Below are 19863 nucleotides of genomic sequence, written 5' to 3' on the forward strand. Positions count from 1 at the left end.
TTTTTATAGGATCGGACTAAGAAGGCGTGACACGCCTTCACGGGCGCGTACCGTCCATTTACGGGATTCATAATCTTCCACTGTATAAGTGCGACTGACCGCCGTATCGGTCTCAAATAAAGAAACGAGTTCGAGGGCGACCCGCTCATCATAGATGAGTGCGTTCACTTCAAAATTGAGACGGAAGCTTCGGGCGTCCAAATTTGTCGTCCCGACAGTCGCAATCTCATCATCGACGACGAGCGTCTTCGCGTGGAGAAACCCTTCATCATACAGATAGACGTTTGCCCCGTAGTCGAGGAGTTCCCCAAGGAACGAGAGGGACGCCCACATGACGAATGGATGGTCCGGTTTTCCAGGGATCATGATATCCATCTGAACGCCAGAATGGAGTGCCATTTTGCAAGCGTCCATAAAGCTTGTGTCTGGAATGAAGTATGGCGTTTGAATGACGACCCGTCGTTTGGCGGACATGATCATCTTGATCATCATATTCTTCAAATGTTCCGTATCCGAGTTTGGTCCACTCGTGACGATTTGCATCGGAGAATTTTCTTTAATGTCATGTCGCGCAAAGCAGAAGGCATTTTCAGGATCATGTTTACGGTGACCAGAATAATTCCAGTCCAATATGAATCGGTGTTGTAAATTGTAAACGACATCTCCTTCGACACGCAGGTGCGTGTCACGCCAATAGCCAAATTTTTCGACTAAACCTAAATACTCGGTACCGACATTGAATCCACCGACATAGCCGATTTTCCCATCGATGATGACGACCTTTCGGTGATTTCGGTTGTTCAACTTGAAGTTGATGATTCCGAGTGTCGGTGGGAAGAAGACACGCACCTCGCCATCGTTCGCAATCAACTCTTTAAAGTCCGAGTTCCGAAGACTACGTGAGCCGACCGCATCGTAGAGGAGTCGAACTTTGACACCGGCTTTCGCACGCTCGATCAACTCTTTCAACAGTGCCTGACCGAGAGCATCACGCTGGATGATGTAATATTGAATATTGATTTCCGTCTCGGCCGAGCGAATGTCATCCATCAGCGCTTTGAACTTTTGTTCGCCGTCGTGCAAGATGAGGGAACAGTTATGTACACTGATCAACGATTTAGAAGATCGTAAGTTCATTTGAAGCAGTTGGTCATACTTTTCAAACAGCGGCTGCGCGAGCTGGGTTTGGCGCGTATGAATTTGTTCAAGTTGCGCTTCGACTTGAAGCGAATGGAAGGAACGTTCTTCTACACTTAAATTATAGAAGTTATCCTTCTTAAGTTGTCGCCCTAGGAAGAGATAGACGATAAAGCCGAGCACTGGTAAGAAAAACAGGACAAGCAGCCAGGCCCAGGTCGCGCCAACGTCACGTCTTTCGGCGAAGATGACGGCGAGTGCGAACAACATGTTTAACCCGAGGACGATATAAAGTCCCCAACTGAAAATCATAGACCAATCCAACGACATACACCCCTTTATAATCGATTCATAGCTTAATCATACATCAAATGAGGGAATAGGATGCTATCAAATGAAATAGGGGGAGAAGATGATGAACATGGAAGTCGTATGGAAAAAAGGAATGGCGTTTGAAACACATACGCCATCAGGTCACACGGTGATCCTTGATGCGGCGGATGATGTCGGTGGGCTCGATACAGGACCTCGTCCGACAGAAATGTTGCTTCACGCGACCGCATCCTGTACAGGAATCGATATCGTGTCGATTCTGCATAAGATGCGCCAGCCAATTGAAGCATTCGAAATGAAAATCGATGGGGTGCGGGCGACCGATCACCCGAAACGCTTTACAGCCATTCACATCTTGTATATCCTGAAAGGCGAGTTGTCGGAAGAACGAGTTCGGCGTGCCATCGAATTGTCAGTTGAACGTTATTGTTCTGTATCGCATAGCCTCAATGCGACGTTGACGTATAGTTATCAATTGAACGATGGAGACGTCACTCCGTTTGATTTTCACGAGTGAGCAAGATGGTTGAAAGGCATGTTGTTCTCCGTTATATTTGTATTTCAAATACTGTATAACTAAAGGAGGACGTTATGATTCGACTCGCGACGAAGCGCGATGCTAAACACATCGCGAACCTAATCGAACAACGAGCCGTAGCGCTAAATGAACAAGGAAGCGACCAATGGACCGAATATTTGGAACAGGACCTCGTAAAGCGTGTGCGCACTGACATTGCTGAAGGCAGTGTATATGTCTTTGAAGATGACCAACAAATTTTAGCTTCAATCGCATTGTTACCTCCAGATGAGTGGGATGATCACTTATGGGACGACAGTGAACGTGGACAATATATCCATCGAATCGTCGTCAGCGAAAAACTAAAAGGGCAGGGCGTCGGACAGCAACTCATGGAGCATGTCTTAGAGGAAGCCGATGAAGATGAACCAATTCGTCTTGATTGTGTCGCTGACAATGAATTTCTAAATGATTATTATCCACGTTTCGGTTTCGTCTTTGTCGATTCACGAAACGGGTACAATACGTTCGAATACAGATTGGATGAGAGCATGAGTGCATAAGGGTCATTAGACCCTTTTTTTGATATAATAACAAAAGCGAAAAGGAGGGTTTTATATGATTAAAACCATGTTGGTAGGATTCGGATTCTCGGCAAACACGTTCCATTTGCCGTTCTTAAAGGCCATCGATTCATTTGAAGTGAGTGGGGTCGTGTCATCGCGCCCGGAAGAAGTGCAGGCTGAATTACCTGGTGCCACGGTATATGCGACATTAGACGAGGCGCTTCAATCGGATGCTTCTCTATATGTCATCACGACACCGTCGCATTTACATAAAGAGATGATTGTTGCCTGTCTCGAGGCGGGAAAAGATGTGCTCGTTGAAAAACCAGCATTCCTGACAACGGAAGAAGGATATGAGTTGATGGAACTTGAAGCGAAATCGAAGGGCATCGTCAACGTTTATCAAAACCGTCGTTACGACGGAGATTTCTTGACAGTTCAGTCGTTACTTGATTCGAACGAGTTAGGAGACTGGAAGGTGGTTGAATCTCGATTTGATCGTTTCCGTCCGAATGTACGTGACCGGTGGCGTGAAAATGCAGGACCCGGTTCAGGTATTTTATTCGACTTAGGAAGTCATCTGATTGATCAAACTCTCGCCTTGTTTGGAAAGCCAGATCGTATTCAAGCAGATGTGATGATTCAAAGGGATGGCGGACAATCCGATGATGGGTTCCATCTGACATTCAATTATGGTGAAAAGCGAGTATACCTTCGTTCGAACCCGTTCATCGCTGGAGAAACACCTCGGTTTGAAGTGCACGGCACGCATGGAAGTTTCGTGAAATATGGACTTGATCCTCAAGAAGAGGCTCTAAAGCAAGGCAAGTTAGAAAGTGATTTATTAGAGACTGGCGTATTATCGAAAGAGGAGGTTGCATCGATTCAAATCGAGAAAGGGAGCTATTTGTCGTATTATCAACAATTGGCCCATAGTTATGAGGTACGACAACCAGTCGTTTCTCTAAAGGATGCAACATTGACAACCCGCTTGATTGAACTTGCTCGACAATCCAGTGAGACAGGAACAGTTCTCACAGTAGATTGACACGCTTTTTCGTTGATTTACTAAACCGGTGATCAATTCACAATTGGAAAGAACGTGCGATGATTTCTTTGTAAACGTGTCGACACTTTTCTATTGTAAGAACAATCATACGAGTCATAATAAAAAATCGATGCCGCCGAACAATTCGTTCGAGCGTGCATCGATTTTTTGATTAGGCCGCATCTTCTTCTGTCGATTCGACTTTTTCCGTATGACGGACAATCGGGAAATTTTTGAACAAACGACTTCCGATCAAGCCAAAACCGATTCCGAGGATGAACAGTACAACGGCTGTGAAGGTGACTGTTTGCCAATCGTTGAAACCATACATGACAAGAAGTCCCGGAATCCCGGCTGCCGAACCCGGTGCATCGTTGATCATACCGGTCATGGCGACAATCAACCCGGCGATGGCTCCACCGACAAAGTTGACACTGTAAATTGGAATTGGGTTAGCGGAAATGAGGTCAGCTTGCGTCAACGGTTCGATGGCGACAGAAAGCTGATCTTTCTTTGTTCCGATTTTCAATTGACGGAATAACAAGTAATTCATTGAGATGGACGCAGTCAACGCAAGCGCGGCAATTGCCATCGGTACACCTGTCAAACCAAGCATCGCCGTCAAGGCCATCGAACTGAGAGGCGACGTTGATACGACCGTGACAATCCCTCCTAAGACGAGACCCATGACGACCGGATTTTGTGTTGCTGCCAGTTCGATGACAGCTCCAATCTGTTCAAGTGTGTTTGTCACGAGTGGGTCTACCCCTGTCGCGACGAGACGGGCGAGCGGTGCCATCACGATGACGTAAAAAATCATATCGACGCCGGTCGGCAGATAGCGATTGATTCGAGTGCCAGCCAAAGCCAAAAGATATCCTGCAAAAAAGCCAGGAAGGATTCCGAATCCCGATACAGACAACCCGATCATCAAACTATAGACGGGGTTGATTCCAAGTGCGATGGCGACAAGAGCCGCAGCGGCAGGACCTGACAAAGCGCCAGCCGCTTGACCTACTTCTTCATAAAGAGGAAGTGGCAGCAATCCGCCGATTGCATACGCGTTGAACGCTTCGACGAGGAAACTCGCGATTGCAGCACCGGCCAATGCTCCCATCGCCTTCATTCCAAAAGGCGCCTTATAACTAAATAATGTGAACAAGGCGAGGATGAGCAGTAAAAGTGCGATTCCTTGAATAATGACCATAAACTCTTCCTTCTTTCTATCTCTATTTATTCATAATTTATTCTATATTCATGCATAGAAAGACTTCTGTAAAGCCATATTCAAAAGAAAAATTAAAATTGAACAATGATACCGGTTACAATTAGAAATTCCAAATCAAGAAAGCGTTTTCTTTGAAAAATGACATCAATTCTACAAGTTTGCACGTGTCGAGCCGCATGAGATTGGGAACAGATAGGGGAAAGACTTTTCAAAAAGTATTGGTCGAGGAGGATGAATCATGCAGAACGAAGACAGACCGTGGCATGCGCTCGAAGTAGATGAGGTGCGAACCCATGTGGAGACTGATCTTGAATCAGGTCTTACAACAGAAAGTGTCACAAGTCGTCAAGACGAATTCGGCAAAAACGTATTGCCGGAGAAAGAGAAAACCCCTGAAATTATAAAATTTCTAAGACAATTCAATGATGTTCTCGTGTACGTCTTATTAGCGGCTGCCGTCGTCACAGGATTCTTAGGGGAGTACATCGATACGATCGTCATCGTTTTAGTCGTCACGATTATCGGCGTCGTCGGATACCTTCAAGAAAATAAGGCAGAAGAAGCGCTCGAAGGAATCAAAAAATTATTAGAAACAAAGGCGACCATCGTTCGAAACGGCAAGCAATCTGAGATTGATTCAAGTGACCTGGTCGTGGGGGATGTCCTTGTACTTGCTGCCGGAGATAAAGTGCCAGCCGATGCCCGTGTCGTTCAAGCTGAAAAATTTAAGGTTGAGGAATCGGCGTTAACCGGAGAAGCGACGACTGTCGAGAAAAAATCGGACGTCGTGAAAGAAGACGCGGTGTTGGCTGACCGAAAAAACATGGTGTACTCGGGCACAAGTGTCGCAACGGGAAGTGCCAAAGCCATCGTGACGGCCATCGGTGAAGGTACGGAACTCGGTCAAATCAACGCTTCAATCTCAGAAGTCCAGACCGTCAAAACCCCTCTGATTCGTCAAACAACAAAGTTTGGTCAAACGGTTTCCATCGCCATCTTAATCATCTCCGTCGTGATTTATGCGTTCGGTTACTTTTTACGAGATTATGAGCCGGTCGAATTGATGCTGACGACAATCGGTCTTGCCGTTGCGGCGATTCCTGAAGGGTTGCCTGCCGTCATCTCTATCATTTTGGCACTCGGTGTCCGGAATATGGCTGAACAAAAAGCGATTGTTCGAAGTTTACCATCTGTCGAAACGCTTGGTGCTGTATCTGTCATTTGTACGGATAAGACGGGTACGTTGACGAAGAATGAGATGACGGTCAAACAAATCGTGACAGCGAACCATGATATCGAAGTCTCGGGTAGCGGATATGCTCCGAATGGAGATCTCGAATTGAATGGTCAACCGTTTGACTTGGATGATGATGAATCCATGATTGACCTGTTAACCGTCGGGAAGACGTGTAACGATTCGCAATTGAATGAAGAAGACGGCGACTGGGTCATCAACGGCGATCCGACAGAGGCTTGTCTGTTGACGGTCGCTGAGAAAGCTGAACGCCCAATTGAACGTTTAAAAGTTATCTCGAAGATTCCGTTCGATTCTGAATATAAATACATGGCGACGCTCGTCGATTACAAAGGGGAGCGAATGATTTTTGTCAAAGGGGCGCCGGACCGACTCTTTGATATGGCGTCGTCTGAAGACTTTAAACAAGACTATTGGGATGAAAAACGAAAAGAGATTGCCGACCGCGGTCAACGCGTTCTCGGTGCTGGTCTAAAACGTGTCGACAGTTCAAAAGCGTCAATCGACCATGAGGATGTTGAAGATGGTCTGACTTTCCTCGGCTTATTTGGAATCGTCGACCCACCTCGACAAGAGGCCATCGATGCGGTTGCCGCGTGTCGTGATGCTGGAATCCGAATTAAAATGATCACGGGTGATCATAAAGATACCGCTGTCGCGATTGCAAAAGAACTGGGCATGGAAGTGGAAGGCGCCCTCGAAGGTCGTGAATTGACAGATATGACAGATGAAGAAATCAAAGAGGCTTCCGTTCATAACGATGTATTCGCACGGACCAGCCCTAACGACAAGCTTCGTCTCGTCAAAGGATTGCAAGAGAACGGTCTGATTACATCGATGACAGGAGATGGTGTGAACGACGCACCTGCCTTAAAACGTGCTGACATTGGTGTGGCAATGGGGATTAAAGGGACGGAAGTAGCGAAAGAAGCATCTCAGATGGTTCTTGTCGATGACAACTTCAAAACGATCTATAACGCCGTACGAGAAGGACGACGGGTGTACGATAACCTGAAGAAAACCATTCTCTTCTTGCTTCCGACAAACGGAGGTCAAGCGTTGCTTGTGGCAATGAGTATTTTGCTCGGAGCGGCTGCACCGCTCAGTCCTGTGCAGATTTTATGGGTCAACATGGTTGTCGCGATTACTCTCTCTTTAGCAATCGCTTTCGAACCACTCGAAGAGAGTACGATGAAACGACCGCCACGTCCGGCCAATGTGCCGCTACTCAGCCGATACTATATTTTCCGCGTCACCTTCGTTTCAATTATTATCGGGGGCGGTAGTTTATGGATCAACTATATGCTGGGGGATTTCGACTACTCGACCGAGAAATTACAAACCATCACCTTGAATGCCATCGTCATGGCCCAGCTCTTCCACTTGTATAACTGTCGTACGGAGTTGGCACCAGCATTCAACCGTCATTTCTTTGACAATAAGATTGCGTTTCTCGTATCAGCTTTACTCATTGCCCTACAATTGTTCATCACGTACGTACCGTTTATGCATACGTTATTCGGTACCGCTCCATTAACGTGGGAAGATTGGATTTATCCTGTGGCATTTGGTGCCGTCGTCTTTATCATCGTTGAAATTGAAAAGGCGATCTCCAGACGTGTCATCGGCAACCGGAATATACACTGATACGTTTCATTCATGTGAAAAAAGGATAAACAAGTGGAGTAAACATGAAGGAGGGATACGATGAAGCGTGACGAATCACAACCAGGGGTTCACCCGGATCCGCTACCGGATGACGAGTCGGATCCGGCGAAAAAACCGGCTCCGACACAGCATCCTGACCCTGATCCAGAGGAAGAATCTAACGAATAAATCGTGTAACAGTCAAAAGATCCTGCTAGCACAATGAGCTAGCAGGATCTTTTTGAGTTGGTTTATGATGTTGACTTTACAGAGCGGCTGTTTTGTAGCCGATTGAATGTCTTCTCGTTCATATGCTCCGTGATGACAAAATCACCGACTGGGCATTCCCATTTCCCTTTTTCGACAACACATTCGCGCAATGTCACTTGGTCATCGTATAAATCTAGTTCCAATGTGTCTTTCAAAAACTGATCGACTTTTTGGTTTGGAACTTTTACATATTCATTGAATTCGAGTTCTTCATTCTTGACAGTCACGTAAGAAGTGACTTGGAAATAACGCATGTGATGGTCTCCTTCATTAAAAACTAATTTCTAGTATAGCCGTTTTTGATGAAAAATGGGTGCTCAATGTTTCATTTCAGCCCGTTCACGCTTTGGAGGTGCTTCGTTGAACGGTTTTTGATGACGAATCATGAGCCAAAAAATGAGACCGAACAACGGGATGTAAGGGAGCGGCCATAAACTCATTTTGTAGCGTTTCGCGTCCCGATTCATTAACGTGATTTGAATGAATGCCAACAAAAAGAAATCAACGGTCATCGTTCGAACAAATTGATTGTTCTCCACATATGACCAGTATTCTGCAACATTTCCGGTATTGGCTGCAGCGATGAACAACCCGATTGTCACCAGTAAAAGCACAACGCCGAGGATGCGGGTCGGCAGTGGTTTGACCGGCGTCGGATAAGGTGACTGTCTCGCAAAAGCCAAATAAGGAGCGAGTAGAAATCCCCCAACGAAAAAACTGGTGACAGCGGCGATGAGTGGATTCGGTTTGAGCTGATTCACTTCTGACCAAAGAAGTGGAAACATCGCCAGGGGAAACACCCCTAAGATACTAAAGAGCGATAGAGAATAGCCTTCGTACGCCTCGGTATTATAAGTCACAAAATCGAGAAGAAAGCGTCCGTCGAACGGGACGTTTGGACCGATGACGGCGAATGCAATTGCCAGTCCCCAAGGAATCAATAAGAATTTTCTTGTCATACGAACACCTCGTCAATGGTTGATAGTTGTAGTATACCCTCTTTTGGAGACACGAAAAAATGAGAAGATGCCTGACGCATGTTCTCATTTATTTTCACGTGCATACGTTTTAATCATCGTGACGAGTTGCTGAGTTTCGTCAGCCTTCACATCAAGCATGATCCCATAATCATACAGCGAGCCTGTTTGGCCACGGTGTCTGACATGTCCCATGAGTTCGATCGGTTGAAGCGTCGGGACGAGGTCGAAAAGAAAATGGACCTGTAAATCATCAGAGAGCGGGAAGAGGTAGTCCGATCGCAATTTTAATCCATGAGAACTTACATTGAGAAGCAATCCTTCCCCATCATAGAGTTCTTTTTCTTCCCATACAAGTCGATAAGGGATGGTACGGGGATTCGGTAGGATATAGCGGAACGTCTCCTGTCGGCGATAACGCATCAATTCACCCCATTTCTTTACTTCTTTTATCGGCAAAATTGAATTTAAAATGAAGTGGAAGATTGTATAAAATTATAGTGTACTCGCTTTACAAATGTGAAAGCGCTTTCTATAATAGGTGTACGATTTGAATAGGGAGGAGATCAGATGAATGTACATGATTTACTCCGACGTTACTCGATTCAAACACCAGTCATCTATGAAAAAAAACGTAACGGGGAGTGGGTTAAACTCGAGCGCTTACCTGCTTATACCATTCTTGAAGTCGAAACGAACGATCATACCATCGAGGCGGTTGCGATTGATGCATTCAAAGCGATTACCGTCTGTCGAGAGTCGGCGTCGATTGAAGAAGCCCGTCCGTATGCTGTGCGTATCCAGATTGAACGACCATAAGAAAAGCCGTAACTTCACGTTGAAGTTACGGCTTTTCTTTATGCGGCATTCTGTTCGGTTTCGTCTTGTGGATTTGTTCGTTTTGCGTAATACATGAACGGTGTAGCCATCCACGCGATCACAAACTTCGCCACGTATGTCGTGATAAAGATATTCCACCATATGTCCCATTCCATTCCCCAAAATGCGATGATGCAGAACGTGAACGTATCAATCAATTGGGATAAGACGGTCGAACCCGTCGTACGAAGCCAAAGCTTCTTCTCACCCGTTTTTGCGCGGATCTTCGAATAGACGAAGACATCGAACAATTGAGAGACCAAATAGGCAGCAAGGCTACCGAGTGTGATCAATGGCAGCATCGAGAAGAGTGCCTCGAAGCTTTCGTGCATGAACAGTGCCTCTTCAAACGGCTCATATAACAGTGCGTATTGCATGAGTACTGTTGAGACGATCAAGATGAAAAATCCGAGCCATACGCCTTTACGGGCAGCCGCTCGCCCATGTTTTTCGTTCAAAATATCGGTTGCCAAGTAGAGCGAACCGTAAACGATGTTACCGAGCGTGAAAATGTATCCGCCAATTACAATCTGTTGCGTGACTTGGATGTTTGCAACGACCGAAGCCATCGCAATCCAAGCATATAAGCCGACTCGTCCGAATAACTTGTAACTGAGGACGAGTAGTCCGAGTGTAAGGATGGCAGAAGGAATCCATAACCATTCGTTTAGCATGAATCATGCTCCTTCCTCTAACTATTCAATGATTTCAACTTTTCAAGTTTATAGAGGAACGGAAATGATGTCAAGGTGAGGGGGGAGGGAGAGGGTCCACTTAAGTAAACACTGTAAATTATAAAACCTTCTTGTATATCAAAAAAGTGCTAGTGGAAATACCCTGTGAAGTGCAATCGTTCGACAAATTGAAAACCGATTCGACAAAGCGGTGTTCGTGACATGAAAATTAGGAAAGTGGGAACAAAGTGGGAACAAAGTGGGAACGGACAAAAAGAAAGCACTTCCTGTCATAAACAGGAAGTGCTTAACACCGCTCAATTGAGCGGTATTCTTGATGCCTCCGACGAGAATCGAACTCGTGCTGCAGCATTACCATTGCTGAGGTCTGCCACTAACCTACAGAGGCGTTACACCAACTATGTTACACAGATTATTCGTCGTTTTCAAGCTTTTTTAGAATAATAAGACCTCCAATCTTCGATAAAGGAAGATTGGAGGTCGGATGGTTCATGATTATTTTGTACGGATCCAAACGGCACCTGCAGAGTTGTCTTTCGCTTCACCGACTACGTCAATGACGAGACCGTATTGCGGAAGTTTGCGTCCTGCATCTGGAATGAGCGAGTTGATGTAAGAGTTTGCATCATTGAACTGCTTCACGCCAGGCTGTGCTTTGTAATCGTACACCCCACGACTCGGTGAATCAATATACCAAGCGAGCGTCTTATCGAGACTGAATGCCGCATCAGCAATTTGGTAACGTGTACTACCTGCGACAGTCTGTTGACCGTTCAAGTTACCGATGAGCGCTTCAGGATGTGAATCGACGACACCGAGGAACCCTTCACCAGGGTGGACACCGACCCAGTTGTCTGTGTACGAGTCATCACCGTACCACACGACGAGACCTGTGTTGTATTTCACGCCGCGGCCGTTGAGAAGACCCATATCCGACCCAGCGTGGTTACGCCATTCGAGGTAGTAATAGTGTGGTTTTGAATCGTATCCGTCTGAAGAGACGAATCCATCGAGCGTCACGGCTTCAGCGCCTTCCGCATCATCTGCGAAGAGTGTTGCTGATTCTGATTTAATTGACAAGTTGTCGACTGCGAAGCCTTTCATGGCGACACCGCCGTCTGTCACGTATTCAAAGACGATTTGAACATCTTGTCCAGCGAATTGTGAGAGGTCGTATGATTTGTTGACCCATGCACCGTTCGTCGTCTCAGCAGGGTAGCCCGCTTCGTTTGCACCGTTGACGTCGTCACCGAATACATCGAGAACGACTTCTTGACCACCGCTGAGGGCTTTGATGTACAAGTAATCATAGTCCGATTCGACTTCATAGAATGAATCGAATGCGAGGACTCCGTCCGCACCGAGTTTCACAGCTGGTGTTGCCATCTCAGTATGGATGTCGTCACCTTTTGTCGAGTAATAGTAGCGATCGCCATAAGCTGGTTCGATTCCTTTAATCTTCTTATCAGGAAGGTTGACTTTGACAATGCCTGGATTGTTTGATTTCGTCACAGATTGGTCGAGTTGTGCGACGAACCCTTGAGAGTTGATGTCTTCAAGGTCGACTTCTGTGATGTTTGCCCAGTTTCCACCCATGATTTTTTGGAAGTATTCTTTGTTTTGTGGTGAGAAGCTTGTTGGCTCCGTACCAGCCACTTTACCAGCCCAGCTACCGCCACTCATGATCGACCATGATTGTACCGGTTCGCCTTGACCTGTGTACTGCGTATCGTACTCATCGGGAAGACCGAGGTCATGTCCGAACTCGTGTGCGAAAACGCCGACCGCACCATCTTCAGGTTGAATCGTGTAATCATATGCAGCCATTTTCCCGCCCCAGTAAGGAACTGCAGCTTCTGTGTTGGCTACTGGATAAACACCATCAAGAACCCAGCGATGTGACCATACCGCATCGTCACCGAGCGCACCGCCACCTGCTTCTTGACCAGTCCCAGCGTGGATGATCATCAAGTGGTCAACGAGACCGTCCGGCTCATTGAAGTCACCGTCTCCATCCAAATCGTAAAGGTCGTATTGATCATGTTCTTTCAAATCGATTCCAGATGCGACCGCAGCATTCAACGCATCTTTGACGAGTTGACGTGGTCCCGGTCCGACGTTATCATGTCCGCCATCACCTTTGTCAGCTCCATAGTCTTTCGCGGTTCCCGGAACGGTCAACCACTCCGAAACCTCACCATCGACCGTATAACTGCCGCCTGATTGTTCTTCATAGTATTGTTTGAACGTTTGAACCTTTTCACCGTTAAAGAGTTCAAATTGTTGATCACCGAACATATACTTTTCGTAATGTTCTTTACTGAAGTTATCGCTGTACATATAGCCCGGCTCTTGGATGATGTTATTGTGTTTGAAGTCGCTGTACTCGACGAGGAGAACGAGGACTTTATCTTCACGTACCGAACCGTTGTATGCAGATTGCTGGGCAGGAGATACTTTTACTTGACCGTTCGGTTTCCCTTTACGGTAATTCCCTTGCCCTTTTTTCGCTTTATCAAGAATTCGTTTTGATTCCTTTTCGAATTGAGTATGTATCTTCTCTTTTGCTTTCGAAGCCTTCTCGTTCACTTTGTCGTCGTGCTTATGTGGATCTTTCGCTTCACCTTGCTTTTTCGCGATATACGCATCGACTGCTTTCATGCGTTCAGATGCGGACAATCCTTTTTTGATGACGCCACGTTTCTCGAGAGCTTTCGCGAGACGCTCTTCATCGATGATGTTGTGGTCGAACGGAGCGAGCTCGCTCGTTGTCGGAACCGATGGTGCCACCGAGAGGGGTGCAGCACCAGCTGCCGGAACGATACTGACTGTCATGGCAGATGTCATGAGAGCCGCGAGTGTCGTTCGACGGATGGAACGTTTTTTCATTTGTGTGAACCTCCTGTTAAAAAATAATGGGAAAATGTGTGAGCTTGTTGTAAATGTACTCTTTGTGTCTGATTAATGTCAATATTCAGAAAATAATAAACAAAAAAGGAGTCTAAAGACCTATTTAGTTCAATTTGACTAAATAGACTTAGACTCTAGGTCGATATATCCGTAATGGAACTTCGACGTTTTACGTTTTATGTGAGTGAAACCGTACCGTTCAAAGGTATCGCTCTCAAAATGCGCCTTCAAGACAATTCGTTTCATAGCTACTCGTGTTGCTTCGGTAATCAATTCTTGCGTGAGAGGGGAGGTGTCGGCGATTGTGCGAAGTGGGTTCAGATGAACCGATTCTGAAATCGTCTTTTCAAACATCGGATCAAAGTAAATACAATCAAACGAATTATCCGCACACGTTTTTAAATAGTCGAGAGAGTTGGAGTGAACGACCTCAATGCGTCGCATCGCCTCATTGACCTGCTCATCTTTTTCGACCCATACGGACATGCCTTCCCGGACGAGCTGTGCCGTAATGAATTGACTCTCAAGGCCAATTACTTTACCGGTTGAACCGACGACATGGCTCATGACGATACTGTCCGAGCCGAGTCCGAGTGTACAATCTAGAACATGATCACCTGGATTTGCTTGCATGGCATTAATGAGTGGATCTGATCCACCTCGGCTCAGTTGCTTTACCCGAAAGACGGAGCTCGATGGGTGAAAAAAGAACGGCTCTGTACTATGCAAAGGTGTGAACTCGACACGTCGTTTATCAAAGATAAGTACACCTTGTTGATGACGTTTCTTCAACTCATCAATGGAAAGTTTGCGTCGGTCGACAAATTTCATCTTGTATTCTGTGGCATGCGTATGCGCTCGAGACAAGACATCATCTGTAGGGCGCAAACAAGTAGTGACAATATACATAATCCGGGCTCCTTCATAAAAAATGAGACGCAGTTGCGTCTCATTTTTTCTTACTGAGTAAGTCTGATAATTCATCGATAAGTGCTTTATGAGAAGCGAGTTCTTTCTTCTTCTCATCGTTCACGTTCATCGGACGTTTTGAACGGCTTTGAAGCGCTTCAAGCGTTTCATCGATTGACGACTTCAACGTATCACGTTCTTCAGGTTTCAGAGATACTTCGTGCGGATTTTCGCCAGAAGCATCTAATTCGCGGAGACGTGCCATCAATTGCTTTGCCTCGCGATTCAAATCGATTAACAATCTGTCAATTTGTTCCAATCGTAATTTAATCCCATCACGTTCTGTAAACATCTGTTTCACCTCTTTTTGCGGTTTAACCCTAAGGTCTCTTCCTGTTTACTTTACCATAAAATTAGTTAAACGAAACTACCGGGAATATATTCCATTTATTTTGGCTGTAAGAAACATTGTTTCTCTATCCCCACACGAATGTCACCTGCTATACTAACTGAGCTAATAAGGAGGTGGGCGGATGGAAACGACAAATCATCCACCAAAAGCGCTCAAAGGAGCGATTGTGTCGATTACGGCATATTTGATCTTATCTATACTAAAAGTATTCTTCGGGTACTTATTTGAATCTGAAGCGGTCCTAGCCGATGGATTCAACAATACGACGGATATTATCGCATCGGTCGCGGTCTATATTGGCATTCGGGTGGCTGCATTGCCACGGGATGCCGAGCATAAATATGGTCATGCGAAAATGGAGACAATCTCTGCTCTCATCGCTTCATTAATCATGATTGCGGTCGGTATTTTCGTCTTCTTAAACAGTCTATCGAACTTAATTGGGGGCGAGTATACCGAACCGAACCCGTTGGCAGCGGTCGTCGCCTTCGTCAGTGCGCTCGTCATGTTCGGGGTGTATCGGTTCAACTTGAACCTCGCGAGAAAAACAAAGTCATTGGCACTTAAAGCGGCGGCGAAAGACAACTTGGCCGATGCGATGATTTCAGTCGGAGCCACACTTGGTGTGCTATTTGCTTATTTCCAACTGCCCTGGATGGACACGGTCTTAGCAATTGTGATTGCCGGCATGATCATCCGGACAGCGATCCAAATCTTTTTAGATGCCACCCATCAGCTTTCTGACGGGTTCCCTCCGCACCTCGTCGAGTCCTATGAGGAGACGATTGAACAATTTGAGCGTGTGAAAGAAGTTCGGGAAATCAAAGGGCGTCATCTTGGGAATCACGTGATGCTCGATGTGACGATTGCAGTCGATGGCGATTTGACTGTGGACGCGGCCCATGAATTGTGTGACGATATCGAACGGAAACTAGATGAAGAGCATGCGGTCGATTCGGTGCATATTCATATCGAACCGGTTTGATGTTCGGTTATCTTTTGCGCTTCATGAAGGGATTCGTTTATAATAAGCGCAGACAGATATTGAACTACTAGTTAAGGAGGGCACGGGATGAACATCGTGCGTCAACCTATTCGCCAGATTGATGAGATTGAATATGAACACTTTCAAAAATATGGAGAAAGTGCATATGGCGTTTCTGCTGAAGAGTTGAAAGGGATCCTCGAGGAAATGGGGGCGGAGCAACTTTATCACGCAGAAGAGCATAGTTATGGAGAAGACTTCTATTACGACTTGATGGTCGATGACAAACTGGTCGGTAAAGTCTTGTTACTCAAGCTTGCCCGCGTATACCAACTCGACCTGATGGTGTTCGATGCGTACAAAAACAAAGGATATGCGACGGAAGGTTTGCGTCTTGCCTTACTGGACTCAAAATTGATGGATGGACAAACAGTCCGGGCTGGCATCCCACCGACGAGCCCACATCAACAAGAGATGCATCATGTTCTTATTCAGAACGGGTTCGAAAAGCGGAACGGTTTGTATTATTTAAATTTTAAGAAACGATATGTGGTAAACCATTAAGCTGACGGCGTCTCGCACGTCAGCTTTTTTCATATGGAGGGGTAAGGATGAAACAAGTCACCATTAAAGACATTGCGGAGCTCGCTGGTGTCGCCAAAAGTACGGTCTCACGCTATCTGAACGGTGGATCGGTTGGAAAGGCAACAAGGGAAAAACTCGACCGGGTCATTCGAGATACGAACTATGAGCCGAATCAGTTCGCTCAAAGTCTCAAGTCGAAACAGACGAAGATGATTGGGGTCATCGTTCCACGGCTCGATTCGTATGCCGCCTCACGGACGATGATGGGGATTGATGAACAGCTCACGGAACGAGGATATCAAATGCTCGTCGTCAATACAGCACAACAGACGGAACGAGAAATCGAACAGCTATACAATTTAGCCAAACAAAAAGTCGCCGGAATCATCTGGCTTGGAACGACGGTCACGGAACGTCATCTTGAGGCGATTGAGGCGATTCAAATCCCGGTCTTGTTGATTGGTCAGCAACATGACAATGTCCATAGTCTCGTCTATCCTGACTATGATGCGGCCAATGCGCTCGGTAAACAGTTCACGGAGTGGGGTCATCGAAACGTGGTCTATGTCGGGGTGTATGAATCGGATATCGCGGTCGGTCAAGCACGCCGTGACGGATTTTTGAAGGCGTTTCAAGAATCGAAGGCAAATGTCAAAGTCATTCAAACGACGTTTAAGATTGAGGACGCCATTCCAATCGGTGAACAGTTGGCGAATGATGTCGGCACTGTTTCGTTGATTGTTTGTGCGACCGACAACATTGCGTTAGGCGTCTTGAAAGGATTAGCGAATCAAGGGGTCTCTGTTCCGAGAGATGTCTCTGTCAGTGGATTTGGAGGATATGATTTCACGGAAGTCCTGCATCCATCCATCACGACGGTACACCTTCCTTATCGCCGAACTGGTGCGAAAGCTGCCGACATGATGCTACAGCTCTTACACGGTGAACACGTCCCAATGAAAACGTTCACAATTTTTGAATTAAAAGTGCGCGAAAGCGTTGACAAGTTGAATTAAATCGTTTACATTTGTGTTGCGGAACCGGTTCCGCAACATTTTTTATTCTAAAATGGAACCGGTACCAATCATATAAAGAACTCATATGATTTTTGGAGGTGGACGATATGAACACCGTACATTGTATCGGCGAATTGTTGATTGACTGGGTATGCGAGGATGCGTCTAGCGATCTCGTGAACGGGACGACGTTCGTCAAGAAAGCGGGAGGCGCACCTGCGAATGTCGCGGCAGTCGTCAGTAAGCACGGGGGACAATCCAGTTTCCTCGGACAGGTTGGAGATGACCCGTTTGGTCTCTTCTTGAAACAGACGTTGGTCGAGAACGGCGTCCGAACAGAAAACCTTGTGGAGTCTGGAGATACGACATTCGCATTCGTATCGATTCAAGAGGACGGAGAGCGGGACTTCACATTCCGTCGCGGAAGTGACGGGGAGTATGCCTTCGAGTCGATCGACTTATCGGTGATCGAGTCAGGAGACATCATTCATTTCGGCTCGGCGACAGCACTACTTGATGGGAAATTGAAAGACGCGTACTTTAAGTTATTGCAATTTTCAAAGCGGGATGGCTTGTTTATCTCGTTCGACCCGAACTATCGGGATGCATTGATCACGGATCTCGAGCAATTTAAACAAGATGCGAGACACTTCATCGCGGAATCGGACTTCATTAAATTGAGCGAAGAAGAAGCGCACTTGTTAACGGGTGAGAAGCAACTTGAAGAAGCGGTTCGAGCGCTTCTCCGATTAGGTGCTAAACAGGTGGCAATCACACTCGGGTCTCGTGGGACATTGATTGCGACAACGGATCACCACGAAATCGTTCCATCGATTGCGATTGAGAGTGTGGATTCGACGGGTGCAGGTGATGCATTCGTTGGTGCCTATTTGTATCGTTTGGCGACACTCGGGATGGACCCGCAGCGGTTACGTTCCGACATTGAATATGCGAATGTAACAGGAGCATTGACATGTACGGCTTATGGAGCCATTCCAGCCATTCCAACACGACAGCTTGTAAATGAAACGTTAGGAGGGAAATGAAAATGGATTACAAAAAAGAAGCAGCGTCGATATTAGAGGCAATCGGCGGTAAAGAGAACGTTGCGGCAGCGGCGCATTGTGCGACTCGTCTTCGTCTCGTATTGAACGATGAGTCAAAGGTCGATGAGAAAGCACTCGAACAACTTGACGTCGTCAAAGGAACGTTCTCGACAGGAGGACAATACCAAATCATCATCGGACAAGGTACGGTCAACAAGGTTTATACCGAATTTTCACAATTGACAGGTCTTGGAGACATGTCAACGACAGACGTGAAGTCAGCCGGAGCAAAAAAGATGAACCCGCTCCAGCAATTCGTCAAAATGTTATCAGATATCTTCGTCCCAATCATTCCGGCCATCGTCGCCGGAGGTCTCTTGATGGGGATCAACAACCTATTGACAGCACCGGATTTGTTTTTTGAAGGACGTTCATTGATTGACCAGTATCCAGGCATGGCAGACATAGCAGCGATGATCAATACGTTCGCAAACGCCGCCTTCGTCTTCCTACCTGTACTTATAGGGTTCTCCGCAGCCAAGCGGTTCGGTGGTAACCCATATCTCGGTGCAGCACTCGGGATGATCATGGTTCACCCGGACTTGATCAATGCATACGCTCAGGCAAGCGTTGAGGAGATTCCGGTTTGGAACATCTTTGGGCTTGAGATTGAGAAGTTAGGATACCAAGGACAAGTCTTACCAGTCCTCGTCTCGACGTATATTTTATCGAAACTTGAAATCAACATTCGGAAGTTTATGCCGGCATCACTTGATATTTTGCTCACGCCATTGCTCTCACTTCTCTTCACAGCATTCATCACGTTCGCCTTCGTGGGTCCAATCACACGCGAAGCAGGGAACTTGATCATTGATGGATTAGTATGGACGTACGATTCACTCGGGTTCGTCGGTGGCTTGATCATGGGTCTTCTCTACGCTCCAATCGTTATCACGGGGATGCACCATAGCTTCATCGCAATTGAGACACAGCTTCTCGCCGATATCGCTGAAACAGGGGGATCGTTCATCTTCCCAATCGCTGCGATGTCAAACGTCGCACAAGGGGCAGCTACCCTTGCGGTCTTCTTCTTGACTGCTGATAAGAAGATGAAAGGTGTCTCCTCAGCATCAGGAATCTCTGCATTACTTGGGATCACAGAGCCTGCCATGTTCGGGGTCAACTTAAAACTTCGTTATCCATTCATTGCAGCCATCGTTGGTTCAGCCGTTGCGTCTGCATTCATCGTTGGAAACGACGTATTGGCAGTAGCGCTCGGTGCTGCCGGATTACCAGGAATTATCTCAATCGCACCGGGTTCAATCATCTCGTATATCATTGGTATGGCCATCGCATTTGCCGTGACATTCGGATTGACATTCATCCTTGCGAAACGACAAGCAAAAAAAGAAGCGGTCAAACAAGCCGCGTAACGAAAAAGGAAGTGA

General features: G+C 46.4%; 20 protein-coding genes and 1 tRNA gene. 11 read left to right on the forward strand and 10 right to left on the reverse strand.

What is annotated here, in order from left to right:
* Positions 1–3 precede the first annotated feature (3 nt).
* Complete coding sequence (gene cls / locus Q9R25_RS03510) at positions 4–1449, reverse strand: cardiolipin synthase (protein WP_396136454.1); 1446 nt, start codon at positions 1447–1449, stop codon at positions 4–6.
* A gap of 103 nt (positions 1450–1552) precedes the next feature.
* Between cls and Q9R25_RS03515 the strand changes: the two genes are divergently transcribed.
* From Q9R25_RS03515 to Q9R25_RS03525, 3 genes are all read left to right on the forward strand, one after another.
* Complete coding sequence (locus Q9R25_RS03515; protein WP_074037078.1) at positions 1553–1987, forward strand: OsmC family protein; 435 nt, start codon at positions 1553–1555, stop codon at positions 1985–1987.
* 74 nt (positions 1988–2061) lie between these two features.
* Positions 2062–2550 (forward strand): GNAT family N-acetyltransferase, encoded by a 489-nt coding sequence (locus tag Q9R25_RS03520; protein WP_214690953.1) that lies wholly within the window; start codon positions 2062–2064, stop codon positions 2548–2550.
* Positions 2551–2605: 55 nt separating this feature from the next.
* Positions 2606–3601 (forward strand): Gfo/Idh/MocA family oxidoreductase, encoded by a 996-nt coding sequence (locus Q9R25_RS03525; protein WP_311282797.1) that lies wholly within the window; start codon positions 2606–2608, stop codon positions 3599–3601.
* Between the two features lie 172 nt (positions 3602–3773).
* On the opposite strand, the gene Q9R25_RS03530 is transcribed toward Q9R25_RS03525, so the two are convergent.
* A complete protein-coding gene (locus Q9R25_RS03530) occupies positions 3774–4808 on the reverse strand; it encodes a PTS sugar transporter subunit IIC (protein ID WP_159562249.1) in 1035 nt (344 codons plus the stop codon).
* Positions 4809–5067: 259 nt separating this feature from the next.
* On the opposite strand from Q9R25_RS03530, the gene Q9R25_RS03535 reads away from it, so the two are divergent.
* The gene (locus tag Q9R25_RS03535) at positions 5068–7731 is read left to right on the forward strand and encodes a cation-transporting P-type ATPase (protein WP_196430670.1); all 2664 of its coding nucleotides are present in this window, start codon (positions 5068–5070) and stop codon (positions 7729–7731) included.
* Positions 7732–7791: 60 nt separating this feature from the next.
* Positions 7792–7920, forward strand: a complete 129-nt coding sequence (locus tag Q9R25_RS03540) for a hypothetical protein (protein WP_255541905.1) — start codon at positions 7792–7794, stop codon at positions 7918–7920.
* Positions 7921–7982: 62 nt separating this feature from the next.
* Here the strand turns inward: Q9R25_RS03540 and Q9R25_RS03545 are convergent, their stop codons facing one another.
* From Q9R25_RS03545 to Q9R25_RS03555, 3 genes are all read right to left on the reverse strand, one after another.
* Positions 7983–8255, reverse strand: coding sequence for a hypothetical protein (locus Q9R25_RS03545; protein ID WP_074037074.1), 273 nt, complete (start codon positions 8253–8255; stop codon positions 7983–7985).
* Between the two features lie 63 nt (positions 8256–8318).
* Positions 8319–8960, reverse strand: coding sequence for a hypothetical protein (locus tag Q9R25_RS03550; protein WP_078146855.1), 642 nt, complete (start codon positions 8958–8960; stop codon positions 8319–8321).
* 84 nt (positions 8961–9044) lie between these two features.
* Complete coding sequence (locus tag Q9R25_RS03555) at positions 9045–9401, reverse strand: PilZ domain-containing protein (RefSeq protein WP_012726233.1); 357 nt, start codon at positions 9399–9401, stop codon at positions 9045–9047.
* 147 nt (positions 9402–9548) lie between these two features.
* Between Q9R25_RS03555 and Q9R25_RS03560 the strand changes: the two genes are divergently transcribed.
* Positions 9549–9797: a hypothetical protein gene (locus Q9R25_RS03560; protein WP_159562253.1), complete on the forward strand. Its 249-nt coding sequence runs from the start codon at positions 9549–9551 to the stop codon at positions 9795–9797.
* Between the two features lie 38 nt (positions 9798–9835).
* Here the strand turns inward: Q9R25_RS03560 and Q9R25_RS03565 are convergent, their stop codons facing one another.
* From Q9R25_RS03565 to Q9R25_RS03585, 5 genes are all read right to left on the reverse strand, one after another.
* Positions 9836–10531: a queuosine precursor transporter gene (locus tag Q9R25_RS03565; protein WP_215243978.1), complete on the reverse strand. Its 696-nt coding sequence runs from the start codon at positions 10529–10531 to the stop codon at positions 9836–9838.
* Positions 10532–10869: 338 nt separating this feature from the next.
* A tRNA-Thr gene (locus Q9R25_RS03570) sits at positions 10870–10940 on the reverse strand.
* Between the two features lie 107 nt (positions 10941–11047).
* The gene (locus Q9R25_RS03575; protein ID WP_311282798.1) at positions 11048–13441 is read right to left on the reverse strand and encodes an immune inhibitor A domain-containing protein; all 2394 of its coding nucleotides are present in this window, start codon (positions 13439–13441) and stop codon (positions 11048–11050) included.
* A gap of 138 nt (positions 13442–13579) precedes the next feature.
* Positions 13580–14371, reverse strand: a complete 792-nt coding sequence (locus tag Q9R25_RS03580; RefSeq protein ID WP_311282799.1) for a class I SAM-dependent methyltransferase — start codon at positions 14369–14371, stop codon at positions 13580–13582.
* A 40-nt stretch (positions 14372–14411) separates the two neighbouring features.
* A complete protein-coding gene (locus Q9R25_RS03585; RefSeq protein WP_012726238.1) occupies positions 14412–14723 on the reverse strand; it encodes a hypothetical protein in 312 nt (103 codons plus the stop codon).
* A gap of 181 nt (positions 14724–14904) precedes the next feature.
* Here Q9R25_RS03585 and Q9R25_RS03590 point away from each other — a divergent pair, with 181 nt between their 5' ends.
* The 5 genes from Q9R25_RS03590 to Q9R25_RS03610 all read left to right on the forward strand — a co-directional run bounded on the left by Q9R25_RS03590 (position 14905) and on the right by Q9R25_RS03610 (position 19848).
* On the forward strand, positions 14905–15768 hold the full coding sequence (locus Q9R25_RS03590) for a cation diffusion facilitator family transporter (protein WP_074037068.1): 864 nt from the start codon (positions 14905–14907) through the stop codon (positions 15766–15768).
* 87 nt (positions 15769–15855) lie between these two features.
* Entirely contained in the window at positions 15856–16332 is a 477-nt protein-coding gene (locus tag Q9R25_RS03595; RefSeq protein WP_159562258.1) for an N-acetyltransferase, read from the forward strand.
* Between the two features lie 47 nt (positions 16333–16379).
* Positions 16380–17369, forward strand: coding sequence for a LacI family DNA-binding transcriptional regulator (locus Q9R25_RS03600; RefSeq protein WP_311282800.1), 990 nt, complete (start codon positions 16380–16382; stop codon positions 17367–17369).
* Between the two features lie 107 nt (positions 17370–17476).
* On the forward strand, positions 17477–18415 hold the full coding sequence (locus Q9R25_RS03605; RefSeq protein WP_311282801.1) for a carbohydrate kinase family protein: 939 nt from the start codon (positions 17477–17479) through the stop codon (positions 18413–18415).
* Positions 18416–18417: 2 nt separating this feature from the next.
* The gene (locus Q9R25_RS03610) at positions 18418–19848 is read left to right on the forward strand and encodes a sucrose-specific PTS transporter subunit IIBC (RefSeq protein WP_311282802.1); all 1431 of its coding nucleotides are present in this window, start codon (positions 18418–18420) and stop codon (positions 19846–19848) included.
* Positions 19849–19863 lie beyond the last annotated feature (15 nt).

Source organism: Exiguobacterium sp. BG5(2022), assembly GCF_031844365.1.
Classification (GTDB): Bacteria; Bacillota; Bacilli; order Exiguobacteriales; family Exiguobacteriaceae; genus Exiguobacterium; species Exiguobacterium profundum.

Excerpts from the sequence above, each read along its gene's own strand:
- cls (WP_396136454.1), bottom strand. The coding sequence starts at position 1,449 with ATGATTTTCAGTTGGGGACTTTATATCGTCCTCGGGTTAAACATGTTG.
- Q9R25_RS03515 (WP_074037078.1), top strand. The coding sequence starts at position 1,553 with ATGAACATGGAAGTCGTATGGAAAAAAGGAATGGCGTTTGAAACACAT.
- Q9R25_RS03520 (WP_214690953.1), top strand. The coding sequence starts at position 2,062 with ATGATTCGACTCGCGACGAAGCGCGATGCTAAACACATCGCGAACCTA.
- Q9R25_RS03525 (WP_311282797.1), top strand. The coding sequence starts at position 2,606 with ATGATTAAAACCATGTTGGTAGGATTCGGATTCTCGGCAAACACGTTC.
- Q9R25_RS03530 (WP_159562249.1), bottom strand. The coding sequence starts at position 4,808 with ATGGTCATTATTCAAGGAATCGCACTTTTACTGCTCATCCTCGCCTTG.
- Q9R25_RS03535 (WP_196430670.1), top strand. The coding sequence starts at position 5,068 with ATGCAGAACGAAGACAGACCGTGGCATGCGCTCGAAGTAGATGAGGTG.
- Q9R25_RS03540 (WP_255541905.1), top strand. The coding sequence starts at position 7,792 with ATGAAGCGTGACGAATCACAACCAGGGGTTCACCCGGATCCGCTACCG.
- Q9R25_RS03545 (WP_074037074.1), bottom strand. The coding sequence starts at position 8,255 with ATGCGTTATTTCCAAGTCACTTCTTACGTGACTGTCAAGAATGAAGAA.
- Q9R25_RS03550 (WP_078146855.1), bottom strand. The coding sequence starts at position 8,960 with ATGACAAGAAAATTCTTATTGATTCCTTGGGGACTGGCAATTGCATTC.
- Q9R25_RS03555 (WP_012726233.1), bottom strand. The coding sequence starts at position 9,401 with ATGCGTTATCGCCGACAGGAGACGTTCCGCTATATCCTACCGAATCCC.
- Q9R25_RS03560 (WP_159562253.1), top strand. The coding sequence starts at position 9,549 with ATGAATGTACATGATTTACTCCGACGTTACTCGATTCAAACACCAGTC.
- Q9R25_RS03565 (WP_215243978.1), bottom strand. The coding sequence starts at position 10,531 with ATGCTAAACGAATGGTTATGGATTCCTTCTGCCATCCTTACACTCGGA.
- Q9R25_RS03575 (WP_311282798.1), bottom strand. The coding sequence starts at position 13,441 with ATGAAAAAACGTTCCATCCGTCGAACGACACTCGCGGCTCTCATGACA.
- Q9R25_RS03580 (WP_311282799.1), bottom strand. The coding sequence starts at position 14,371 with ATGTATATTGTCACTACTTGTTTGCGCCCTACAGATGATGTCTTGTCT.
- Q9R25_RS03585 (WP_012726238.1), bottom strand. The coding sequence starts at position 14,723 with ATGTTTACAGAACGTGATGGGATTAAATTACGATTGGAACAAATTGAC.
- Q9R25_RS03590 (WP_074037068.1), top strand. The coding sequence starts at position 14,905 with ATGGAAACGACAAATCATCCACCAAAAGCGCTCAAAGGAGCGATTGTG.
- Q9R25_RS03595 (WP_159562258.1), top strand. The coding sequence starts at position 15,856 with ATGAACATCGTGCGTCAACCTATTCGCCAGATTGATGAGATTGAATAT.
- Q9R25_RS03600 (WP_311282800.1), top strand. The coding sequence starts at position 16,380 with ATGAAACAAGTCACCATTAAAGACATTGCGGAGCTCGCTGGTGTCGCC.
- Q9R25_RS03605 (WP_311282801.1), top strand. The coding sequence starts at position 17,477 with ATGAACACCGTACATTGTATCGGCGAATTGTTGATTGACTGGGTATGC.
- Q9R25_RS03610 (WP_311282802.1), top strand. The coding sequence starts at position 18,418 with ATGGATTACAAAAAAGAAGCAGCGTCGATATTAGAGGCAATCGGCGGT.